Raw genomic sequence first — 15,275 nt, 5'->3', positions numbered from 1 at the left:
ATGCCTTGTTTTATTCATTTCTCATGACGATTAAAGGTTGGAAAGTCCATAAGAGTCTATGGTACAATCCTCCTTTTCATCAGAAATCCTCATCATCTTCATCGTCGAACCCAAACATTGCAGGCTCAACAAAGGCATCCATTTGGCGCCGATCTTTCTTTGTTGGTCGTCCCGTTCCACGTGCTCTGTCAACAAATCCACTGATGCGGCTCATTTCAAGTAGCTCATATTGCTTTGCCTCAGTAACATTCTCATACACCTCAGGGATGAGTTTTGCACCTACACGCTGCTCAATAGTCTTCAGAACTTTGAAGGAATATGTGATTGGAGGTTTCTTGACGCTGACCACTTCACCTACCTTTATAGTGTGTGAAGGCTTCACATTTACACCTTTTATTGTAACACGTCCGTTCTTACATGCATCAGCTGCAATGGAACGGGTCTTGAAAATGCGAGCAGCCCATAACCATTTATCTATTCTTGCAACGTCATTCATTATTTCTTTCCAAGCTTATTAAACTGATTCATCGTGATGTCTGTCCCTGCAAGGACGAAACTCTTGATGATATCCACACCTAAATCGATGGACGGTTGGAGTAGCTTCATGTCTTCATCAGAGTAATGCCCAAGAACCCAATCAATCTGACCGCCCCGCGGATAGTCATTTCCTACACCCATACGAAGCCGTGCATAGTTCTGTCCGATAAGCTGTTGGATGTGTCCTAAACCGTTGTGCCCACCGTTTGAACCATTACCTTTCAGTCGGAAAGCACCGAGTGGCAGGGCTACATCATCCGAAATGACAAGCAGGCGGCTCTGGTCTATGTTCTCTTTATTCAACCAATAACGCACTGCATTACCTGATAGATTCATAAAAGTCGTGGGCTTTAGCAAGAACACCTTACGTCCCTTAATACTTGTTTCAGCTACGAATCCGTAACGTTTGTCCTCAAAAACAATATTGGACGCTTTAGCGAAAGCGTCCAATACCATAAATCCTGTGTTGTGGCGAGTCCCATCATATTCCTGTCCGGGATTACCTAAACCACAAATTAGATACTTGTCCAATGTTTCTTATTTACTTGTACAATCTGTCCTGTTTAATGGTTCAGTGAGTAATAAGTATTACTCAGCAGCAGCTTCTTCAGCCTCTGCAGCTGCAGCAGCCTGAATAGAGTTACGTGTTGCCTTGATAGAACAAACAACAACCTCCTTAGGAGTAACCAATTCAAGACCCTCGAAACTGAGATCGCCAACCTTGATGCTCTTACCGAGACGGAGCTCTGTAACGTTGATATCAAGGTGTTCTGGAATCTGCTGGTATGGAGCCATAACATTAATCTTACGGATAGAAAGGTTCATACGACCACCATCGCGAACACCCTGTGCCAAGCCAACAAGCTTAACAGGTACTCCAATTGTGATAGGCTTTTGGTCATTAACCTCATAGAAGTCAACATGAAGCAGAGCGTCTGTTACTGGATGAAACTGGAGCTCCTTGAGAACTGCAGTGTGAGACTCACCATCAATAACCAACTCAACAACATAGATGTGTGGAGTATAAACCAACTTACGTAATTCTGACATTGATGCTGTGAATGACAATGCCAATGGCTTACCGTCCTTATGTGCCTCACCATAGAGGTTACAAGGAACTAAACCTTCCTTACGGAGATGCTTTGAAGCTTTCTTTCCAAGGTCTGTACGCTTCTGACCTGCAACTTTGATTTCTTTCATAATCTTTGTGTTACTCTAAATTAATATGAACTTTAATTCGCCATCACACACTGAGAAACTAAGGATTGGAAAACTGTTACGTTTGCAATTTTCAATTCTCAATTTGCAAAAAGCGATGCAAAGGTAGTTTTTTTCGACGAATTGGGCAAGTAATATGTAAAAAAACATAGAAAAACAAATGATTGTTTGCATGTACGGAGGTTTTTTCCTACATTTGCAAAATAAAGAATTTAATAGAAACACAATCTTTTAGAACAGACAATGATCAATAGGGAACTAATTCGAATCAAGATTGTCCAGTTAACCTATGCATACTATCAGAACGGTAACAGGAACATGGACAATGCTGAAAAGGAACTTCTTTTCAGTCTGGCAAAAGCGTATGATCTTTATAATTACCTCTTGGCTCTAATTGTTTCTGTCACGCAGGAGGAGCGCCATCGTGTGGAGATTGCCGCTAACCGTGCTACCCGTGAAGGGACAGAGGCTCCGTCACAACGGTTTGCTTACAATAAGTTTGCCGTACAATTAGAAGAAAACAAGCAGCTGAATCTCTTCATGGAGAATCAAAAACGTCGTTGGGAAGATGATATGGAGGCTGTTCGTAAGCTCTGTGATCAGATTGAACAGAGTACAATTTATAAGGAATACATGGCAAGTGAAGATGATTCTTATGACGTAGACCGTGAGGTATGGCGTAAGATTTATCGTACTTTGATACAGGAAAATCCTGACTTGGATGCTGTTTTGGAGGAGAGAAGCCTTTACTGGAACGATGATAAGGAAGTGGTTGATACTTTTGTTATCAAGACAATCAAGCGTTTTGATCCAGAAAATAAGGCAGATCAAGAGTTATTACCCGAATACAGAGATGAAGAGGATCGTGAGTTTGCAGTAAAACTATTCCGTGCTACCATTCTTAATGCAGATGTATATCAGCGTTACATGAGTGAAGCAAGTCGTAATTGGGATTTCTCTCGTTTAGCATATATGGATGTTGTCATCATGCAGATTGCCATAGCCGAGATGCTTACCTTCCCAAATATCCCTGTTTCAGTGACAATAAACGAGTATGTTGACTTGGCCAAGTTGTATAGTACACCGCGTAGTGGTGGCTATATCAATGGTATGCTTGATACAATTGCGCGTCATTTGGTTCAGACTGGTAAGATGATGAAAGCGATGCCAGAGCCTCGTCAGCGTCGGAATCGTGATGATCGTCAGGAGGAAAGGGATTTCCGCCGTGAAGGGCGTAGGCCAACTGTAGCAGAGACTTCTGCCCAACGTCTTGCTGAACGTCAGCGAACAGAGGAAGTACAGGCTGAGAATTTGGAGAATGATAACGCGGAGTAATCAGTTCTTCTGTCGTATAATAAAGGAAAACAAATAAGAAAAATAAATGAATACAAGTCTTTTTTTAGCGGCACAAGCCGCACAGCAAGGTGGTAGTGCTATGCCTATGATACTAATGATGGTGGCAATATTTGTCATCATGTGGTTCTTTATGATTCGTCCACAGCAAAAGAAACAGAAAGAAATTCGTGCTTTTCAGAATGCATTGAAGGATGGTGACGCAGTCGTAACAGGTGGCGGTATCTATGGAACAGTAAAGCACATTGATTTGACCAATAATAAGGTTGATATAGAAATAGCACGTGGCGTTGTCATTACAGTAGACAAAGGCTATGTCTTTGGCAGTGTACAAGCTTCTCAGCAGAACCAAAGTAAGTAACACTTATCGGTTGTTAAAGAGATAAGGTATTTGATGAAGACAGGTAAATCGCTTCATGCATTTAGTATTTTCAGGAACTTCTTGTCGAGAATTGTCAGCAAGGAGTTTCTGATTTTTTTGTTCTTCTTAGTGTTAAGTGGGGCATTTTGGCTTGTGATGACGCTGAATGAAACGTACGAACGTGAGTTTAGCATTCCTCTTCGCATAGTAGATGTCCCACGTAATGTAGTGATAACGAGTGATCCTGATACTGTTGTGCGTTTTACAGTACGAGATAAAGGATACATGATAGCTGCTTATGCTACGGAAGAGGCTTTTCATCCAATTTTTATAGATTATAAAGTCTATACGGATGGTAAGGGGCATGGAGAGATTTCTGCTGCAGATATTCAGCGACTGATTTATCTTCAATTAGCTAAAAGTTCGAAGATAACTTCAGTGAAGAGTGGAAATTATACTTTCTCTTTCAACTTTGGACTCCATAAGAAAGTGCCTGTAAAACTGTTGGGAAAAGTTATACCTGGTAACAATTATTATCTTGCACATGTTGAATTCATTCCTGATAGCGTACAAGTGTATGCTACCCGGAGTGTGTTGGATAGTATTCAAACGGTATATACATCACGTCAACATATCTCGAATTTCACAGATGTGAAGGAGATAACAGTTGACTTGCGGCGTTTTACCAATGCTAAGTGCATTCCTTCCAAAGTGAAGATGAAGCTATTCCCTGATGTCTTAACGGAAGAAAGTGTGGAAGTCCCCATTGAAGCTATCAATACTCCGGCGGATAAGGTAATGCGTACGTTCCCAAGTAAGGTAACTTTGAAGTTCGTTGTTGGTGCTTATCGTATGCGAACGATGCCAAAGAATCCAGAAACGAGGGAACTGTTACCTGTTGGTTTCCGTGTTGTTGTTAATTACAAGGAGGTAGAATCGCGTCATTCAGATAAGTGTCACCTCTTTATACAAGCCACTCCTAATGGTGTTCGTGATGTTCGTCCATCAGTAGATGTTGTTGATTACCTCATTGAACAGCGATGATTGTAGCATTGACAGGTGGTATTGGAAGTGGAAAATCTTATGTCTGCCAGTTACTGAAGGCTCATGGGATTGATGTTTATGACTGTGATGCACATGCAAAGCAGTTGATGCGTACATCTGATACTTTACAACGTGAGTTGTCAATGTTGGTAGGCGAGGATGTATACCGTGATGGAGTCTTGCAAAAAGCTGTACTTGCCCAATATCTTCTTCATAGTGATGAGCATATGCAAGCAGTGAATAATATCATTCATCCAGCCGTGGCATACGACTTTGAACAGTCGGGTTTTACTTGGTTAGAGAGTGCAATATTCTTCGATAGTGGGTTTTATAAGCGGACACATGTCGATAAAGTAGTTTGTGTTACGGCCCCAATAGATGTTCGTGTGCAACGTGTAATGATGCGAGACCATATCAGTAAGGATAAAGCCTTAGATTGGATATCACATCAACTTCCACAAGAGGAGGTTTTACAACGAAGCAATTATGAAATAATCAATGATGGTTTACGCCCTTTAGAACCACAGATAACTCACCTATTGAGTCAACTTGGTACTTCTTGTGCCACATTAAAAAGATAGAAAAAAGGATAATTCAATAATTAAAAGTTATATATAAAAATGTTACAGACAATTCTTTCAATTGCAGGTAAGCCAGGACTCTATAAGTTAGTGAGCCGTGGTAAAATGAATCTTATCGTAGAAGCATTAGACGAAACACACCGTCGTCAGCCCGCTTTTGCAACAGATCGTGTGACAAGTCTTGCTGATATAGCAATGTTCACCGATAGTGAGGATGTTCCATTGGGACAGGTTCTTGCTAAATTACGTGATAAAGAGGGTGGAAAAGTTGCTTCTCTGAATTGGCGTAAAGCCTCTGCTAAAGAGTTACAGACCTATTTTGGCGAAGTACTTCCCGACTTTGACCGTGACCGTGTACACAGTAGTGACATAAAGAAGCTTCTCCAATGGTATGAAATACTTGTAAAAGCAGGTATAACAAACTTTGAAGAAGACATGAAACCTACGGAAGGTGATAACATAGATGATAGAAAATAAACAAAGAAAGTCCTCAAGTGTACAAGACACTTGAGGACTTTTCGATTCTAATAAAAACTCAATTAAATAGGGATAATCACTTCATTTGACTTTCGGAAAATATCTTTGCGAGTATCCCAAACTCCTCTTCCATCAGGGCAAGTAGACCCTTTCTTTGTTAACCTACAGTAATTTGGCGAGCAATCTTCTGTACATCAACCTTAATCTTTGGTAAGGTGACGGTCAGAACACCGTTGACTACACGTGCAGCGATGTGCTCTTTCTCAACATCATCAGGAAGAATTAATGTCTGTTCGTACTTACTGTAAGCGAACTCACGACGTAAGTAATGAGCTTTCTGCTCCTTCTCATCAGACTTCTTCTCCATCTTAATAGTCAAGTCACCATCATTATTGATGTTAACCTCAAAGTCATCTTTGCTTAAACCTGGTGCAGCAACCTCTACAGTGTAATCAGTTTCAGTCTCCAAAACATTGATTGCAGGTGCTGTTGCATTTGTTTTTGGCATATTCGTAGTGTTCAAGAAATCATTAAATACTTCTGGTAACCATGAATCTCTGTACATATCTTTATCTCCTTTACTTTATTTTTATTATTAATATTTTGTACAGAGTGTTATGCAATGAGCGTACCAGTGGAGTTTTAGTGACACTTTGACACTTTAATACGTCAATATGTCGTATTAGCTTAGTAGTTCTTTCAATACCACAGCATTGTTATGCTCCTCGTCATGTGCGGCAAAGAGGAGTGTCGCATCAGGATGTTCAGAAAGTACTTTACGAAGATCATCCAGCGCACCAGACTCTGCTAACTCTGCCTTATAGCGTTTTGTGAATTCTGGGAAACGCTCTGGTACGTGTCCAAACCATTTCCTCAAGTCACTACTTGGTGCTACAGACTTCAGCCAAAGATCAATCTTTGCCTTTTCTTTGCTAATACCACGTGGCCATAAACGGTCAACTAGAATACGATAACCGTCGGTTTCTTCAGCCGGCGCATAAGCACGTTTAATCTTTATCATTGTATCTTTATTTTATAGGATCCAGCTTAATGCTACTCCCCGATATTATCCTCTATAATATAATAAGGTGTAATATCTTTGGTTGATTATTCCAAAGCCAATGCTCTTGGGAAGATAATCTCATCCTCCAAGTAGATGTGTTCCAGGAGATAATCACGGAAACGGTGCAAGTCTTCCATTGCTTTCACGTATTCAGGTTCGGCACCTTCAGGGGCAGTATACCCATTTGTGAGTTCCTCAATACGCTTGTGTCGTTCTGTTTCATCACCATGGTCAGCCATCATAGCATTGATTGGGTACTGAATTGACCCACAGTGGAACTGTGCATGTTGCTGTCCTAACTCAGAAGCATTGAACAGTTCGAGAATGAATGGATAGAGAACATTCTCTTCCTTTTGGCAGTGCAGGTCAAGATCTGCGATACTATTGCGGAAATGATCTACTACACGGTCCAGCTCTGGATGCTTAGCAGCGAGCGCATTAAGTCTGTCAAGGAGTTCGTATCCATATTTTCTCGTATTACGATGATGGAACTTCAAAACATAATCTACCAGTAAATCAAGATCCCAAGTTTCAAATGGGATTGTCGTATTAAATTGTTTTTGTGACATATTCTTATTTGTTATTTATTGTTTCTTTGGTTGCAAAGGTATATAGATATAGATAGATGGCAGGTAACAAATGTGCCTGTTATGGATTAAATATTGTTAAAACCCTAAGGTTAGGAAGAAAAGTATTACCTTTGTAACTATGGAAGATAAAGTAATGAGAGCCTTAATAGCCTGCCCTCTCTTTGCAGGAATGAGCCCAATGGAGATAGAAATGATGGTTGGTAACGTCAAGTATCATGTCGTTAAGTTGCCTGCACATGATGTCTATGCCCTTGCTGGTATGCCTTGTCGCTATGTTGACATTGTCGTAAGTGGTTTTCTTATCTGTCGAATGGCATCTTTGTCAGGCAAGCAGGTTGAGGTCAGCCGTCTGCACTGTGGTAATCTGGTAGCTCCAGCCTTTATTTTCTCCAAGGATAATAAGCTTCCTGTTAGTGTGGAGACGGACGGGGCCGTAGAACTCTTCCGTATTTCCCCAAGTGAACTCAAGCTGTTGATAGATACTGATGAGACTATTCGTACCAACTATATTCGTATATTATCTAATATAGACGTCTTCCTGACTCAGAAAATGAAGATTCTCAGCTTGTTTACTGTGCGTGAAAAGGTGGCTTATCTTTTGTTGGAAAGTGCAGGGGAGCAGGGTAGTAATGAGGTTCATCTGCAGCGTTCTCGTCAGGAGATAGCCGACTCTTTTGGTATCCAGAAGTTCTCTTTGCTGCGCGTCTTGTCCGATTTTGAGAAGGAAGGCGCCATAGAAATCAAAGGAAAGGTCATAAAGATATTGAACAGAAGTAAGATGTTGAAATAAATAAGGATGCACAAGTATCCCCTATTTTATTAAGGTGTAAATACATAAAAAGTCAAAAAACGAGTGGGGATAGAAAGATTTTATTTATTTTTGTACCCCCATATTAAAACAAGAACCATATGAAGAAAATAATTTTATTGGCAATATTAGCCGTAGTATCTTTTACTGCTAAGGCACAAGATACTAAGCCATACGAGGAGAAGATGGCTAAACTTGAGAGTGCTTTTAAGGAACTTGAGGATGCATATCACAGTTTTTCAAAACGTGATCCAGCTACTTTCACTGATGCAGAGAAAGCTCAATTGAATCAAATCATGGTGAAAGCAGATTCGTTAGACTCTGTTCAGACTGCAACAGCATTGGAGATTGCAGAAAAGTTCAAGACTACAAAGTTCCCTGCAAGGTATCTTGCAGATGTTATGTACAACTTGGAATATGACCAATTGAAGCAGCTTTGCGATCCATCAACGGGTTATTACAATGAGCCGGGTATGGAGAAAGTGAAGAAACTGCTTGCTTCTTATGAGTTGCGTCACCCAGGACTGATGTACAAGGAGCTTACTATGGAGGATCTTAATGGCAAGCAAGTGAAGCTCAGTGACTGGGTTGGAAAGGGCAAATATGTCTTTGTTGACTTCTGGGCAAGCTGGTGTGGTCCATGCCGTAAGGAGATGCCGAATGTTGTTGAGGCATATAATCGCTACAAAAACAAAGGACTTGAGATTGTTGGTGTAAGCTTTGACAGCAATAAGTTACAGTGGTCTGCTGCTGTTGAGAAGCTTGGTATGACCTGGCCTCAGATGTCTGACCTCAAAGGTTGGGAGTGTGCAGCTGCTAAGGTGTATGGTATTCGTAGTATTCCTTCTAACATTCTTATTGATCCACAGGGCAAAATCGTTGCTATGGACTTAAGAGGAAGCAAGCTGCAGACGGTACTTGCTGAGTTGATAAAGTAGGGGATAGCCCCTTTAAAAATATGAAAGGTATCAAAGGATTCGTCCTTTGGTACCTTTTTCTTTTGTCTTTCCTCTTGCTCGGAAAAGTCTTTACAGATAAAAATGTGACTGAATGCCGAATGGAAAGAAAACCTTTCTTTTTTAGGTTTGTAATCTCTTGACTGATAAATAGTTATGAATAGGGTTGTAAAAGATGCCCTTTTGCAGTTTAAAAGACGCCCTTTTGAAGCATAAAAGGTGCCCTTTTACCATGCAAAAGGGCACCTTTTATGCTTCAAAAGGGCGTCTTTTAAATCCGTTATGCGAATTTATATGACATAAAAGTCATTCCTTCTTTAGTTTCTTTGTGGTGGAGTCGTTATCATACAGACTATAGAAGCCACCACATGTAAGCCACGAAGACAGCTGTGAGAACGGCTCCCTCCCATCGTTCGATGGTACTTCTTGTAAAAGAGAAGAACCAAATGAGAATCATGGAGACAACCATTACAGACAGGTCTGTTGTCGTTATGCCCTTTATTGTCATAGGGCTGATGAGTCCAGTCACGCCTAAGATGGCAAGAATGTTGAAGACATTAGATCCTAAGACATTGCCAATGGCAATCCCACTGTTTCCTTTTCGTGCTGACACCACGCTTGTTGCCAGCTCAGGAAGTGATGTTCCACCAGCCACAATCGTCAGTCCGATGACAGCTTCTGACACCCCTAGCTGTGCTGCAACCTGTGTTGCACCTTCCACAAAGAGGTTACTTCCACCTATCAGGCATGCTAAACCAATGATGATCCATACGGCAGACATGGTTGCTGACATAGGTTTCTTCTCTGTTTTTATGTCTGAAGATTCTTCTTGCAGTTCTGTTTTACTACTCTTTGCACCGTGTAAGGTAATATACATGAAGGCTATGAACATTACGAAAAGCGTTGCAGCATCAAGCCGACTGATATGTCCATCAAGGCACATGATCATCAATACGATTGAAGCTACCAATGCAAAAGGAATGTCTTTGCTGATAGTTACCCTCGTAATAGCCATGGGAGCAACCATAGCTGATACTCCAACAATCAACAGAGCATTGAAGATGTTCGAACCAACAATGTTTCCTACAGCCAAGTCGGGTGTACCTTTGAGAGCCGATACCAGGCTGACACAGAACTCGGGCATGCTGGTTCCCATTGCAACTATTGTTAATCCAATCACAATCTGTGGCATCTTTAGCTTTTCAGCCACGGCTACTGCACCCTCTGTCAGTCGGTCCGCACCCCATAAAACGAGGCTTATTCCCACGAGAATAAAGACAATGTTTAGAAGCATAATTTCTTATCTGATATTTGTTTGGCGGCAAAGTTACGAAGAAAAGTTGAACTCATGCGTCTCTTTCGGCTCCTTATTCTCTGCAGAAGACTCATCTTCTTGTATATATATGAGGTGGAAAGAGTGCGTTTGTGTCTTATGATTTAGTAACTTCCTTTTAATGATTATAGGGCTTTTAACAGTCTGCCGAAAACTAATGTTAATCTTTTTCGTCTTTAATAAATATATAATACGAAAACATTATATTTGCAAACAGAAACGAAAATAGCATGCCTAAGCCACGCTAAATTAACAAATTACAAAACAAATCAAATGTTCAAGTATTTACATTTATCGCTAACACTCCTGTTAGGGTTTGTCTCTGCTGGTGTGTCAGCTCAAAGTCCGCAGCCGTCAAAAGATGGTTATTTCCGCATTGTCAATGCCAATAATCGTGCTGATGGTAAGCAGTATGTGTATGTAACAGGCGCATATGCCGCAATGCCGAATGCCACTAAGACAGAGGCAACGACGCTACCTGGTACGGTAATACATCTGAAAATGGTAGAAAATGGTACCAATACAGGTGTTTATGATGTGCAAACTCTGCGCTCACAGGGCGTTGATGTCATTAATGGATATCTGAATCCTGCTATTGAAAAGGTGGAGAAAGCTTTGAAAGACAAGCTAAATGAAAAGCTCTCAAGTCCTATGGCCTCCCTGGCCTATGGGCTATTTAGTACGAGTGTGATTGGACAATGGGACCTGAAAATGCACCTAAAATCAGTAAGAACCTCTGATGGACGTGATGCTTACTATGCCTATGCAACAGTTCCTTCCATACAACCACTTTGTGATTTCTGGCATACTTATGGGACATTTGCAGGTAGTGCTCTTAATAACTATCCTAACTTAAAGGCAGCTTTAGACAGTGGAAATCCAGACGATGTATGGTATGAGATAGAGCGACTAGCATTGGCTAAAATAGAAAGTAGCTCTTATGCAAGCACTGAACTGGTGAATATTATCAAGCATTACATTGGTACTACACGTGCTGAGAATCGTATCAATCAAGGGCAAACTTACTATCTTATCTCTGGTAATCTAAAGAAGGTTGATCCTTCTGGTACGGCACATAACCCTGCCAATCCTATGGGTACGGCACATAATGAATATGACGGGACGGAGGCAAAGTTCGACTTTGTCAACAACAATACAAATGATCAATACTGGGGTCCAGAACTTCCTGTAACCAAGGATGCCGCTATGTGGATATTAGAGGAGGTAAACAATACAAACTACTTTGCGGTGAAACCTTCTGCAAACATGCGCGGAAAGGATGGCAAATATTACACAACACTTTATGTGGACTTCCCCTTCAAGATAGTTGGTGACGTAAAAGCTTATACCATTGAGGGCGTAAATGCCCAGAATGCACAGGGCTATTACTTTGCTAAAGTGAAGAAACTGGCTCAGCAAGGAGATGTTGTTCCAGCTCAGACTGCCGTTGTCTTGGAATGTAACTCAACTAATCCAGTTGACAATCAGTTGTTGCCTCAGGGTGATGAGACTCCCCAGGCAAGTGGTAACCGTCTCTGTGGAACATACTTTGGAGCAGCTATCAATGGCTTGGAGGTAAAGGATGGTGCAGGAAACGCATACAATGTAACACATGATAACGTGCGTGCTTTCAATATAAACACTGCTGATGCACGTAACCCTATAGGCTTCTATAAGCTGAATAGTGCCGTTACAAGCGTACCAGGTAACAAGGCTTTCCTTGTTCTTACCAGTACAGAAGCACAGGCAAAGAGCTTCGTTTTGAACTTCGATGACGGTGAAACAACAGGTATAGAGACCATCAATGTGGAGAAGAATGCTACAGAAGACGGCGTTTACTATGACCTACAAGGACGTCGTGTAGAGCATCCAACACGTGGAATTTATATCTTGAATGGTAAGAAAGTTGTTATTAAATAAGGAGGAGGACACAAATATGAAGAAGAATTATATGGCTCCTCAATGCGAGCAGGTTGTTCTGAACGTTAGTGAAGAGATACTTGATGGTCATTTTGGTAACCAAAGTGGTGTGCCAGTAGAGCCTTCAACAGGTGGTTCTGGTACTCAAGGTAACACGGGAAGTGGAGTAGATGGCTTTGAAGCAAAGGAAAGTGAATGGGGAGAAGTCTATTATTCACCGTGGGAAGATTAGTATAACACGATAATAAAGGATTATAAAACAGGGATAATGAATGCCTATGAGGTGTAACTTAGGGCTATTCATTATCCCTTTTTCTTGTCCAAATGAAGCTTTTTATGTATGGTACAGCGATAGTTCAGATAAATTATGTACCTTTGCAACCACGTATTTAAGATAGGGGTACTTGCTCAACCCCCTTTAACAAAACAAGACAATGATAAAACAAAAACAACAAGTGAGTGTGCTGTTTATGCTTTTCAGCATCCTCTTTTGCGTTTGCTTGATTGCAGCAAACATCCTCGAGACAAAGCAAATATCTGTGTTTGGTATCTCATTGACGGGTGGACTTATCGTTTTCCCTATCTCTTACATCATCAACGACTGTGTTTGTGAGGTGTGGGGATTCCAAAAAGCACGTCTGTTGATATGGACGGGCTTTGCTATGAACTTCTTCTTTGTGGCGATGGGAGCATTATGCGACTGGATACCAGGTGCACCTTATTGGACAAATGATGCTGGATTCCATGCTATCTTTGGTCTTGCTCCACGTGTGGCAGCAGCCTCTTTCGTTGCTTTCATTGTGGGTTCATTCGCTAATGCCTACGTGATGAGTAAGATGAAACTACGTGATGGAGGTCGTCATTTCTCATGGCGTGCCATCTTGAGTACCATTGCTGGTGAGAGTCTTGACTCTCTCATCTTCTTTCCTTTGGCGTTGGGTGGCGTTGTTCCTACCCCTGAATTGCCAAAACTAATGCTTTGGCAGGTAGTGTTAAAGACGCTTTATGAGGTAATAGCCTTGCCTATAACGATTCGAGTTGTGAAGGCTTTAAAGGCGCATGAAGGGGAAGATGTTTATGATGAAGGTGTGAATTATAGCATCTGGAAGGTCTTCACTCTGCAATAAAGAGCTGATAACTGACAACAAGAAAGGGGATATGCCAATCAACAGGCACATCCCCTTTCGTTGTTTACTTCCCAAAATTCTGTTCGTTTCCCGTAATTCAGACTATCAAAACAGCGTATGTCTTGGTATAGTGGTCGTTACATTGTTTTAAGATGTCTATCCTTTAGTAATGGTAGGAATCAATGTAAATGAGGTTATAGTGGGAATAAGAGGAAGGAATATTACCATAAAGCTGACTGATAATTAGGAATATCTTTCAGGAAATGCGCATAAATCACTTACAATATAGTAACTTTGCAAATAAATTAAAGTATAATAAACGATTATGGAAAGAAATGAAGAGGGCTTGCAGTCGTTAGGTTCTGCAACCAAATATAGAATGGATTATGCGCCAGAAGTGCTGGAAACATTTGTGAATAAGCATCCTGGAAATGACTATTGGGTGCGTTTCAACTGTCCTGAGTTCACGAGTTTGTGTCCTATTACGGGGCAACCTGACTTTGCAGAGATACGCATATCCTATATACCAGATGAGCGAATGGTGGAGAGTAAGAGCCTGAAACTCTATCTTTTTAGCTTCCGTAATCATGGTGATTTCCATGAGGATTGCGTGAACATCATTATGAAAGACCTTATCAAACTCATGGATCCTAAGTACATAGAGGTAACAGGAATCTTCACTCCACGTGGTGGTATCAGCATCTATCCTTATGCTAATTACGGTCGGAAGGGAACGAAATACGAGAAACTTGCCGACCATCGGTTTATGAATCATGAGTAAAATGCTTGGTGGAGCTGTGCGTTGGACACATCAATAATTTGCTTGTCGTGATGTGCCAAGACTGCTTTGATATTCATGATTGGGTAGAATTATGTAAGGATAATTCACGTTAGGCTTTTAATCTATCGTCTTTTACATTCTAAAAGAGCATCTTTTAGAATGGCTTTTGTAAGCACTTGATTCATTGAAAGTTACAAAACGGGAAAAGAACAGTATTTGTTTGAGAATCTATAAATACGCGTTTGATAGTTGTAAATACTTTTCTTTCTCACTACTATCTCATACTTTACTTCTTAGTAGTATCTTTTATAGCAGCTTTTCGTTCAGCTTCCTGTGCTCTCTTGTTGGCTTCTAAGGCGTTAAGCTTGCGATGATACTGCATGACTTTCTTGCCAAAGAGGGCAGCCATGGAGTCATTTGAGAGGTAACGCATTGAGCCTGAGTCGAAGCCAACAGAGTCCTGTGGGATGCGTTGTCCCTGTTCATCAACCGTATCCTTATATATATAAAGTCTGCCATTATAGATATGCCAGCTTGTATATACTGTCACTTTAGGATATTCAACAGGACTTTCATCCTCCAGAGAGTTTGCTTTCATGATGTAACCGACAGGTGAAGCCTGGTTATAACTCTTAAGTGTGAAACCATATTCACGTGGTATGAATAAGGCTTTCTTCATGGAATCACTCATTTCCGCCATGATCTGTTCGTCCGTTTTGGTTGGATTCGGTTTCAGTTTTGGCAGAACCTGGAAAGTCCATGTCCCTTTCATCTGTTCAAGATTGATAACCATGACAGCCTCTAATGGGTCGATAGGATTAGGAAGAATGGCGAGTTCGTCACCAATTTTGGGAGTACCATACACCATTCCATTGCGCATTGCCGTTACGATATCGAACTTTATAGGGTCTCCACCCTCATTAGGAAGGAAAACAATGATAGAGTCTGAACATCCGTCGCATGCCAAACCATAGCGTGTACTGTCGCCCTTCAGTTTCATTTCCATATCTATAGCCCCGTGATCGCTTGTTGTTGCCTGATTATTACATGCTGTAAGAAGCAGTAAGGGGAAGGTTATAAGTGGAAAAAATAATTTCTTCATGTGTCTACTTTTGTGACTGCAAAG

19 protein-coding genes are annotated in these 15,275 nt (G+C 41.0%); 11 read left to right on the top strand and 8 right to left on the bottom strand.

Annotation, left to right across the window (positions count from 1 at the left end; genetic code table 11):
• Positions 1 to 79 precede the first annotated feature (79 nt).
• Genes ACZ48L_RS03600 through ACZ48L_RS03590 form a run of 3 tightly spaced genes read right to left on the bottom strand, consistent with a single transcriptional unit; the run spans position 80 to position 1,737 of the window.
• A complete protein-coding gene (locus ACZ48L_RS03600) occupies positions 80 to 496 on the bottom strand; it encodes an RNA-binding S4 domain-containing protein (protein WP_025792313.1) in 417 nt (138 codons plus the stop codon).
• Entirely contained in the window at positions 496 to 1,068 is a 573-nt protein-coding gene (gene pth, locus ACZ48L_RS03595; RefSeq protein WP_008822831.1) for an aminoacyl-tRNA hydrolase, read from the bottom strand. The genes ACZ48L_RS03600 and pth overlap by 1 nt, the downstream gene beginning before the upstream one ends.
• A gap of 57 nt (positions 1,069 to 1,125) precedes the next feature.
• Complete coding sequence (locus ACZ48L_RS03590) at positions 1,126 to 1,737, bottom strand: 50S ribosomal protein L25/general stress protein Ctc (protein WP_008822830.1); 612 nt, start codon at positions 1,735 to 1,737, stop codon at positions 1,126 to 1,128.
• A 261-nt stretch (positions 1,738 to 1,998) separates the two neighbouring features.
• Here ACZ48L_RS03590 and nusB point away from each other — a divergent pair, with 261 nt between their 5' ends.
• From nusB to ACZ48L_RS03565, 5 genes are read left to right on the top strand one after another with little or no spacing between them, the layout of a single operon-like run.
• Positions 1,999 to 3,090: a transcription antitermination factor NusB gene (gene nusB, locus ACZ48L_RS03585; RefSeq protein WP_025792315.1), complete on the top strand. Its 1,092-nt coding sequence runs from the start codon at positions 1,999 to 2,001 to the stop codon at positions 3,088 to 3,090.
• A 46-nt stretch (positions 3,091 to 3,136) separates the two neighbouring features.
• Positions 3,137 to 3,469 carry a preprotein translocase subunit YajC gene (yajC, locus tag ACZ48L_RS03580; protein WP_008822827.1) on the top strand — a complete coding sequence of 111 codons (333 nt, stop codon included), beginning with the start codon at positions 3,137 to 3,139 and terminating at the stop codon, positions 3,467 to 3,469.
• Positions 3,470 to 3,502: 33 nt separating this feature from the next.
• A complete protein-coding gene (locus tag ACZ48L_RS03575) occupies positions 3,503 to 4,513 on the top strand; it encodes a CdaR family protein (RefSeq protein ID WP_025792317.1) in 1,011 nt (336 codons plus the stop codon).
• Positions 4,510 to 5,094 carry a dephospho-CoA kinase gene (gene coaE, locus ACZ48L_RS03570; RefSeq protein ID WP_025792319.1) on the top strand — a complete coding sequence of 195 codons (585 nt, stop codon included), beginning with the start codon at positions 4,510 to 4,512 and terminating at the stop codon, positions 5,092 to 5,094. The genes ACZ48L_RS03575 and coaE overlap by 4 nt, the downstream gene beginning before the upstream one ends.
• 39 nt (positions 5,095 to 5,133) lie before the next feature.
• On the top strand, positions 5,134 to 5,571 hold the full coding sequence (locus ACZ48L_RS03565) for a DUF5606 family protein (RefSeq protein WP_008822824.1): 438 nt from the start codon (positions 5,134 to 5,136) through the stop codon (positions 5,569 to 5,571).
• 157 nt (positions 5,572 to 5,728) lie between these two features.
• On the opposite strand, the gene ACZ48L_RS03560 is transcribed toward ACZ48L_RS03565, so the two are convergent.
• From ACZ48L_RS03560 to ACZ48L_RS03550, 3 genes are all read right to left on the bottom strand, one after another.
• Positions 5,729 to 6,136, bottom strand: a complete 408-nt coding sequence (locus ACZ48L_RS03560; protein WP_008822823.1) for an Hsp20/alpha crystallin family protein — start codon at positions 6,134 to 6,136, stop codon at positions 5,729 to 5,731.
• A gap of 117 nt (positions 6,137 to 6,253) precedes the next feature.
• Positions 6,254 to 6,589 (bottom strand): DUF488 domain-containing protein, encoded by a 336-nt coding sequence (locus ACZ48L_RS03555; RefSeq protein ID WP_025792322.1) that lies wholly within the window; start codon positions 6,587 to 6,589, stop codon positions 6,254 to 6,256.
• A gap of 89 nt (positions 6,590 to 6,678) precedes the next feature.
• Entirely contained in the window at positions 6,679 to 7,203 is a 525-nt protein-coding gene (locus tag ACZ48L_RS03550) for a hemerythrin domain-containing protein (protein ID WP_025792323.1), read from the bottom strand.
• 139 nt (positions 7,204 to 7,342) lie between these two features.
• Between ACZ48L_RS03550 and ACZ48L_RS03545 the strand changes: the two genes are divergently transcribed.
• Both ACZ48L_RS03545 and ACZ48L_RS03540 read left to right on the top strand, forming a co-directional pair.
• Positions 7,343 to 8,014 carry a Crp/Fnr family transcriptional regulator gene (locus ACZ48L_RS03545; RefSeq protein WP_025792326.1) on the top strand — a complete coding sequence of 224 codons (672 nt, stop codon included), beginning with the start codon at positions 7,343 to 7,345 and terminating at the stop codon, positions 8,012 to 8,014.
• Positions 8,015 to 8,133: 119 nt separating this feature from the next.
• The gene (locus tag ACZ48L_RS03540) at positions 8,134 to 8,970 is read left to right on the top strand and encodes a peroxiredoxin family protein (RefSeq protein WP_025792328.1); all 837 of its coding nucleotides are present in this window, start codon (positions 8,134 to 8,136) and stop codon (positions 8,968 to 8,970) included.
• Between the two features lie 370 nt (positions 8,971 to 9,340).
• On the opposite strand, the gene ACZ48L_RS03535 is transcribed toward ACZ48L_RS03540, so the two are convergent.
• The gene (locus ACZ48L_RS03535; RefSeq protein ID WP_219447011.1) at positions 9,341 to 10,282 is read right to left on the bottom strand and encodes a calcium/sodium antiporter; all 942 of its coding nucleotides are present in this window, start codon (positions 10,280 to 10,282) and stop codon (positions 9,341 to 9,343) included.
• 312 nt (positions 10,283 to 10,594) lie between these two features.
• Here ACZ48L_RS03535 and ACZ48L_RS03530 point away from each other — a divergent pair, with 312 nt between their 5' ends.
• The 4 genes from ACZ48L_RS03530 to queF all read left to right on the top strand — a co-directional run bounded on the left by ACZ48L_RS03530 (position 10,595) and on the right by queF (position 14,149).
• Complete coding sequence (locus ACZ48L_RS03530) at positions 10,595 to 12,241, top strand: hypothetical protein (protein ID WP_025792330.1); 1,647 nt, start codon at positions 10,595 to 10,597, stop codon at positions 12,239 to 12,241.
• A 16-nt stretch (positions 12,242 to 12,257) separates the two neighbouring features.
• On the top strand, positions 12,258 to 12,473 hold the full coding sequence (locus tag ACZ48L_RS03525) for a hypothetical protein (RefSeq protein WP_025792331.1): 216 nt from the start codon (positions 12,258 to 12,260) through the stop codon (positions 12,471 to 12,473).
• 202 nt (positions 12,474 to 12,675) lie between these two features.
• Positions 12,676 to 13,368 (top strand): queuosine precursor transporter, encoded by a 693-nt coding sequence (locus ACZ48L_RS03520; protein WP_025792332.1) that lies wholly within the window; start codon positions 12,676 to 12,678, stop codon positions 13,366 to 13,368.
• A gap of 325 nt (positions 13,369 to 13,693) precedes the next feature.
• Positions 13,694 to 14,149 (top strand): preQ(1) synthase, encoded by a 456-nt coding sequence (gene queF / locus ACZ48L_RS03515; protein ID WP_008822814.1) that lies wholly within the window; start codon positions 13,694 to 13,696, stop codon positions 14,147 to 14,149.
• Between the two features lie 286 nt (positions 14,150 to 14,435).
• Here the strand turns inward: queF and ACZ48L_RS03510 are convergent, their stop codons facing one another.
• Complete coding sequence (locus ACZ48L_RS03510) at positions 14,436 to 15,251, bottom strand: hypothetical protein (RefSeq protein ID WP_025792335.1); 816 nt, start codon at positions 15,249 to 15,251, stop codon at positions 14,436 to 14,438.
• Positions 15,252 to 15,275: the final 24 nt, after the last annotated feature.

It is taken from the genome of Prevotella histicola (genome assembly GCF_055385135.1).
The sequence above is the reverse complement of the archived record's forward strand: the minus strand, read 5'-3'. Positions and strand labels throughout refer to the sequence as shown.

Bases quoted from the DNA above. Each gene is read 5' to 3' on its own strand.
- ACZ48L_RS03600 (WP_025792313.1), bottom strand. From the start codon at position 496: ATGAATGACGTTGCAAGAATAGATAAATGGTTATGGGCTGCTCGCATT.
- ACZ48L_RS03590 (WP_008822830.1), bottom strand. From the start codon at position 1,737: ATGAAAGAAATCAAAGTTGCAGGTCAGAAGCGTACAGACCTTGGAAAG.
- nusB (WP_025792315.1), top strand. From the start codon at position 1,999: ATGATCAATAGGGAACTAATTCGAATCAAGATTGTCCAGTTAACCTAT.
- yajC (WP_008822827.1), top strand. From the start codon at position 3,137: ATGAATACAAGTCTTTTTTTAGCGGCACAAGCCGCACAGCAAGGTGGT.
- ACZ48L_RS03575 (WP_025792317.1), top strand. From the start codon at position 3,503: ATGAAGACAGGTAAATCGCTTCATGCATTTAGTATTTTCAGGAACTTC.
- coaE (WP_025792319.1), top strand. From the start codon at position 4,510: ATGATTGTAGCATTGACAGGTGGTATTGGAAGTGGAAAATCTTATGTC.
- ACZ48L_RS03565 (WP_008822824.1), top strand. From the start codon at position 5,134: ATGTTACAGACAATTCTTTCAATTGCAGGTAAGCCAGGACTCTATAAG.
- ACZ48L_RS03560 (WP_008822823.1), bottom strand. From the start codon at position 6,136: ATGTACAGAGATTCATGGTTACCAGAAGTATTTAATGATTTCTTGAAC.
- ACZ48L_RS03550 (WP_025792323.1), bottom strand. From the start codon at position 7,203: ATGTCACAAAAACAATTTAATACGACAATCCCATTTGAAACTTGGGAT.
- ACZ48L_RS03545 (WP_025792326.1), top strand. From the start codon at position 7,343: ATGGAAGATAAAGTAATGAGAGCCTTAATAGCCTGCCCTCTCTTTGCA.
- ACZ48L_RS03540 (WP_025792328.1), top strand. From the start codon at position 8,134: ATGAAGAAAATAATTTTATTGGCAATATTAGCCGTAGTATCTTTTACT.
- ACZ48L_RS03535 (WP_219447011.1), bottom strand. From the start codon at position 10,282: ATGCTTCTAAACATTGTCTTTATTCTCGTGGGAATAAGCCTCGTTTTA.
- ACZ48L_RS03530 (WP_025792330.1), top strand. From the start codon at position 10,595: ATGTTCAAGTATTTACATTTATCGCTAACACTCCTGTTAGGGTTTGTC.
- ACZ48L_RS03525 (WP_025792331.1), top strand. From the start codon at position 12,258: ATGAAGAAGAATTATATGGCTCCTCAATGCGAGCAGGTTGTTCTGAAC.
- ACZ48L_RS03520 (WP_025792332.1), top strand. From the start codon at position 12,676: ATGATAAAACAAAAACAACAAGTGAGTGTGCTGTTTATGCTTTTCAGC.
- queF (WP_008822814.1), top strand. From the start codon at position 13,694: ATGGAAAGAAATGAAGAGGGCTTGCAGTCGTTAGGTTCTGCAACCAAA.
- ACZ48L_RS03510 (WP_025792335.1), bottom strand. From the start codon at position 15,251: ATGAAGAAATTATTTTTTCCACTTATAACCTTCCCCTTACTGCTTCTT.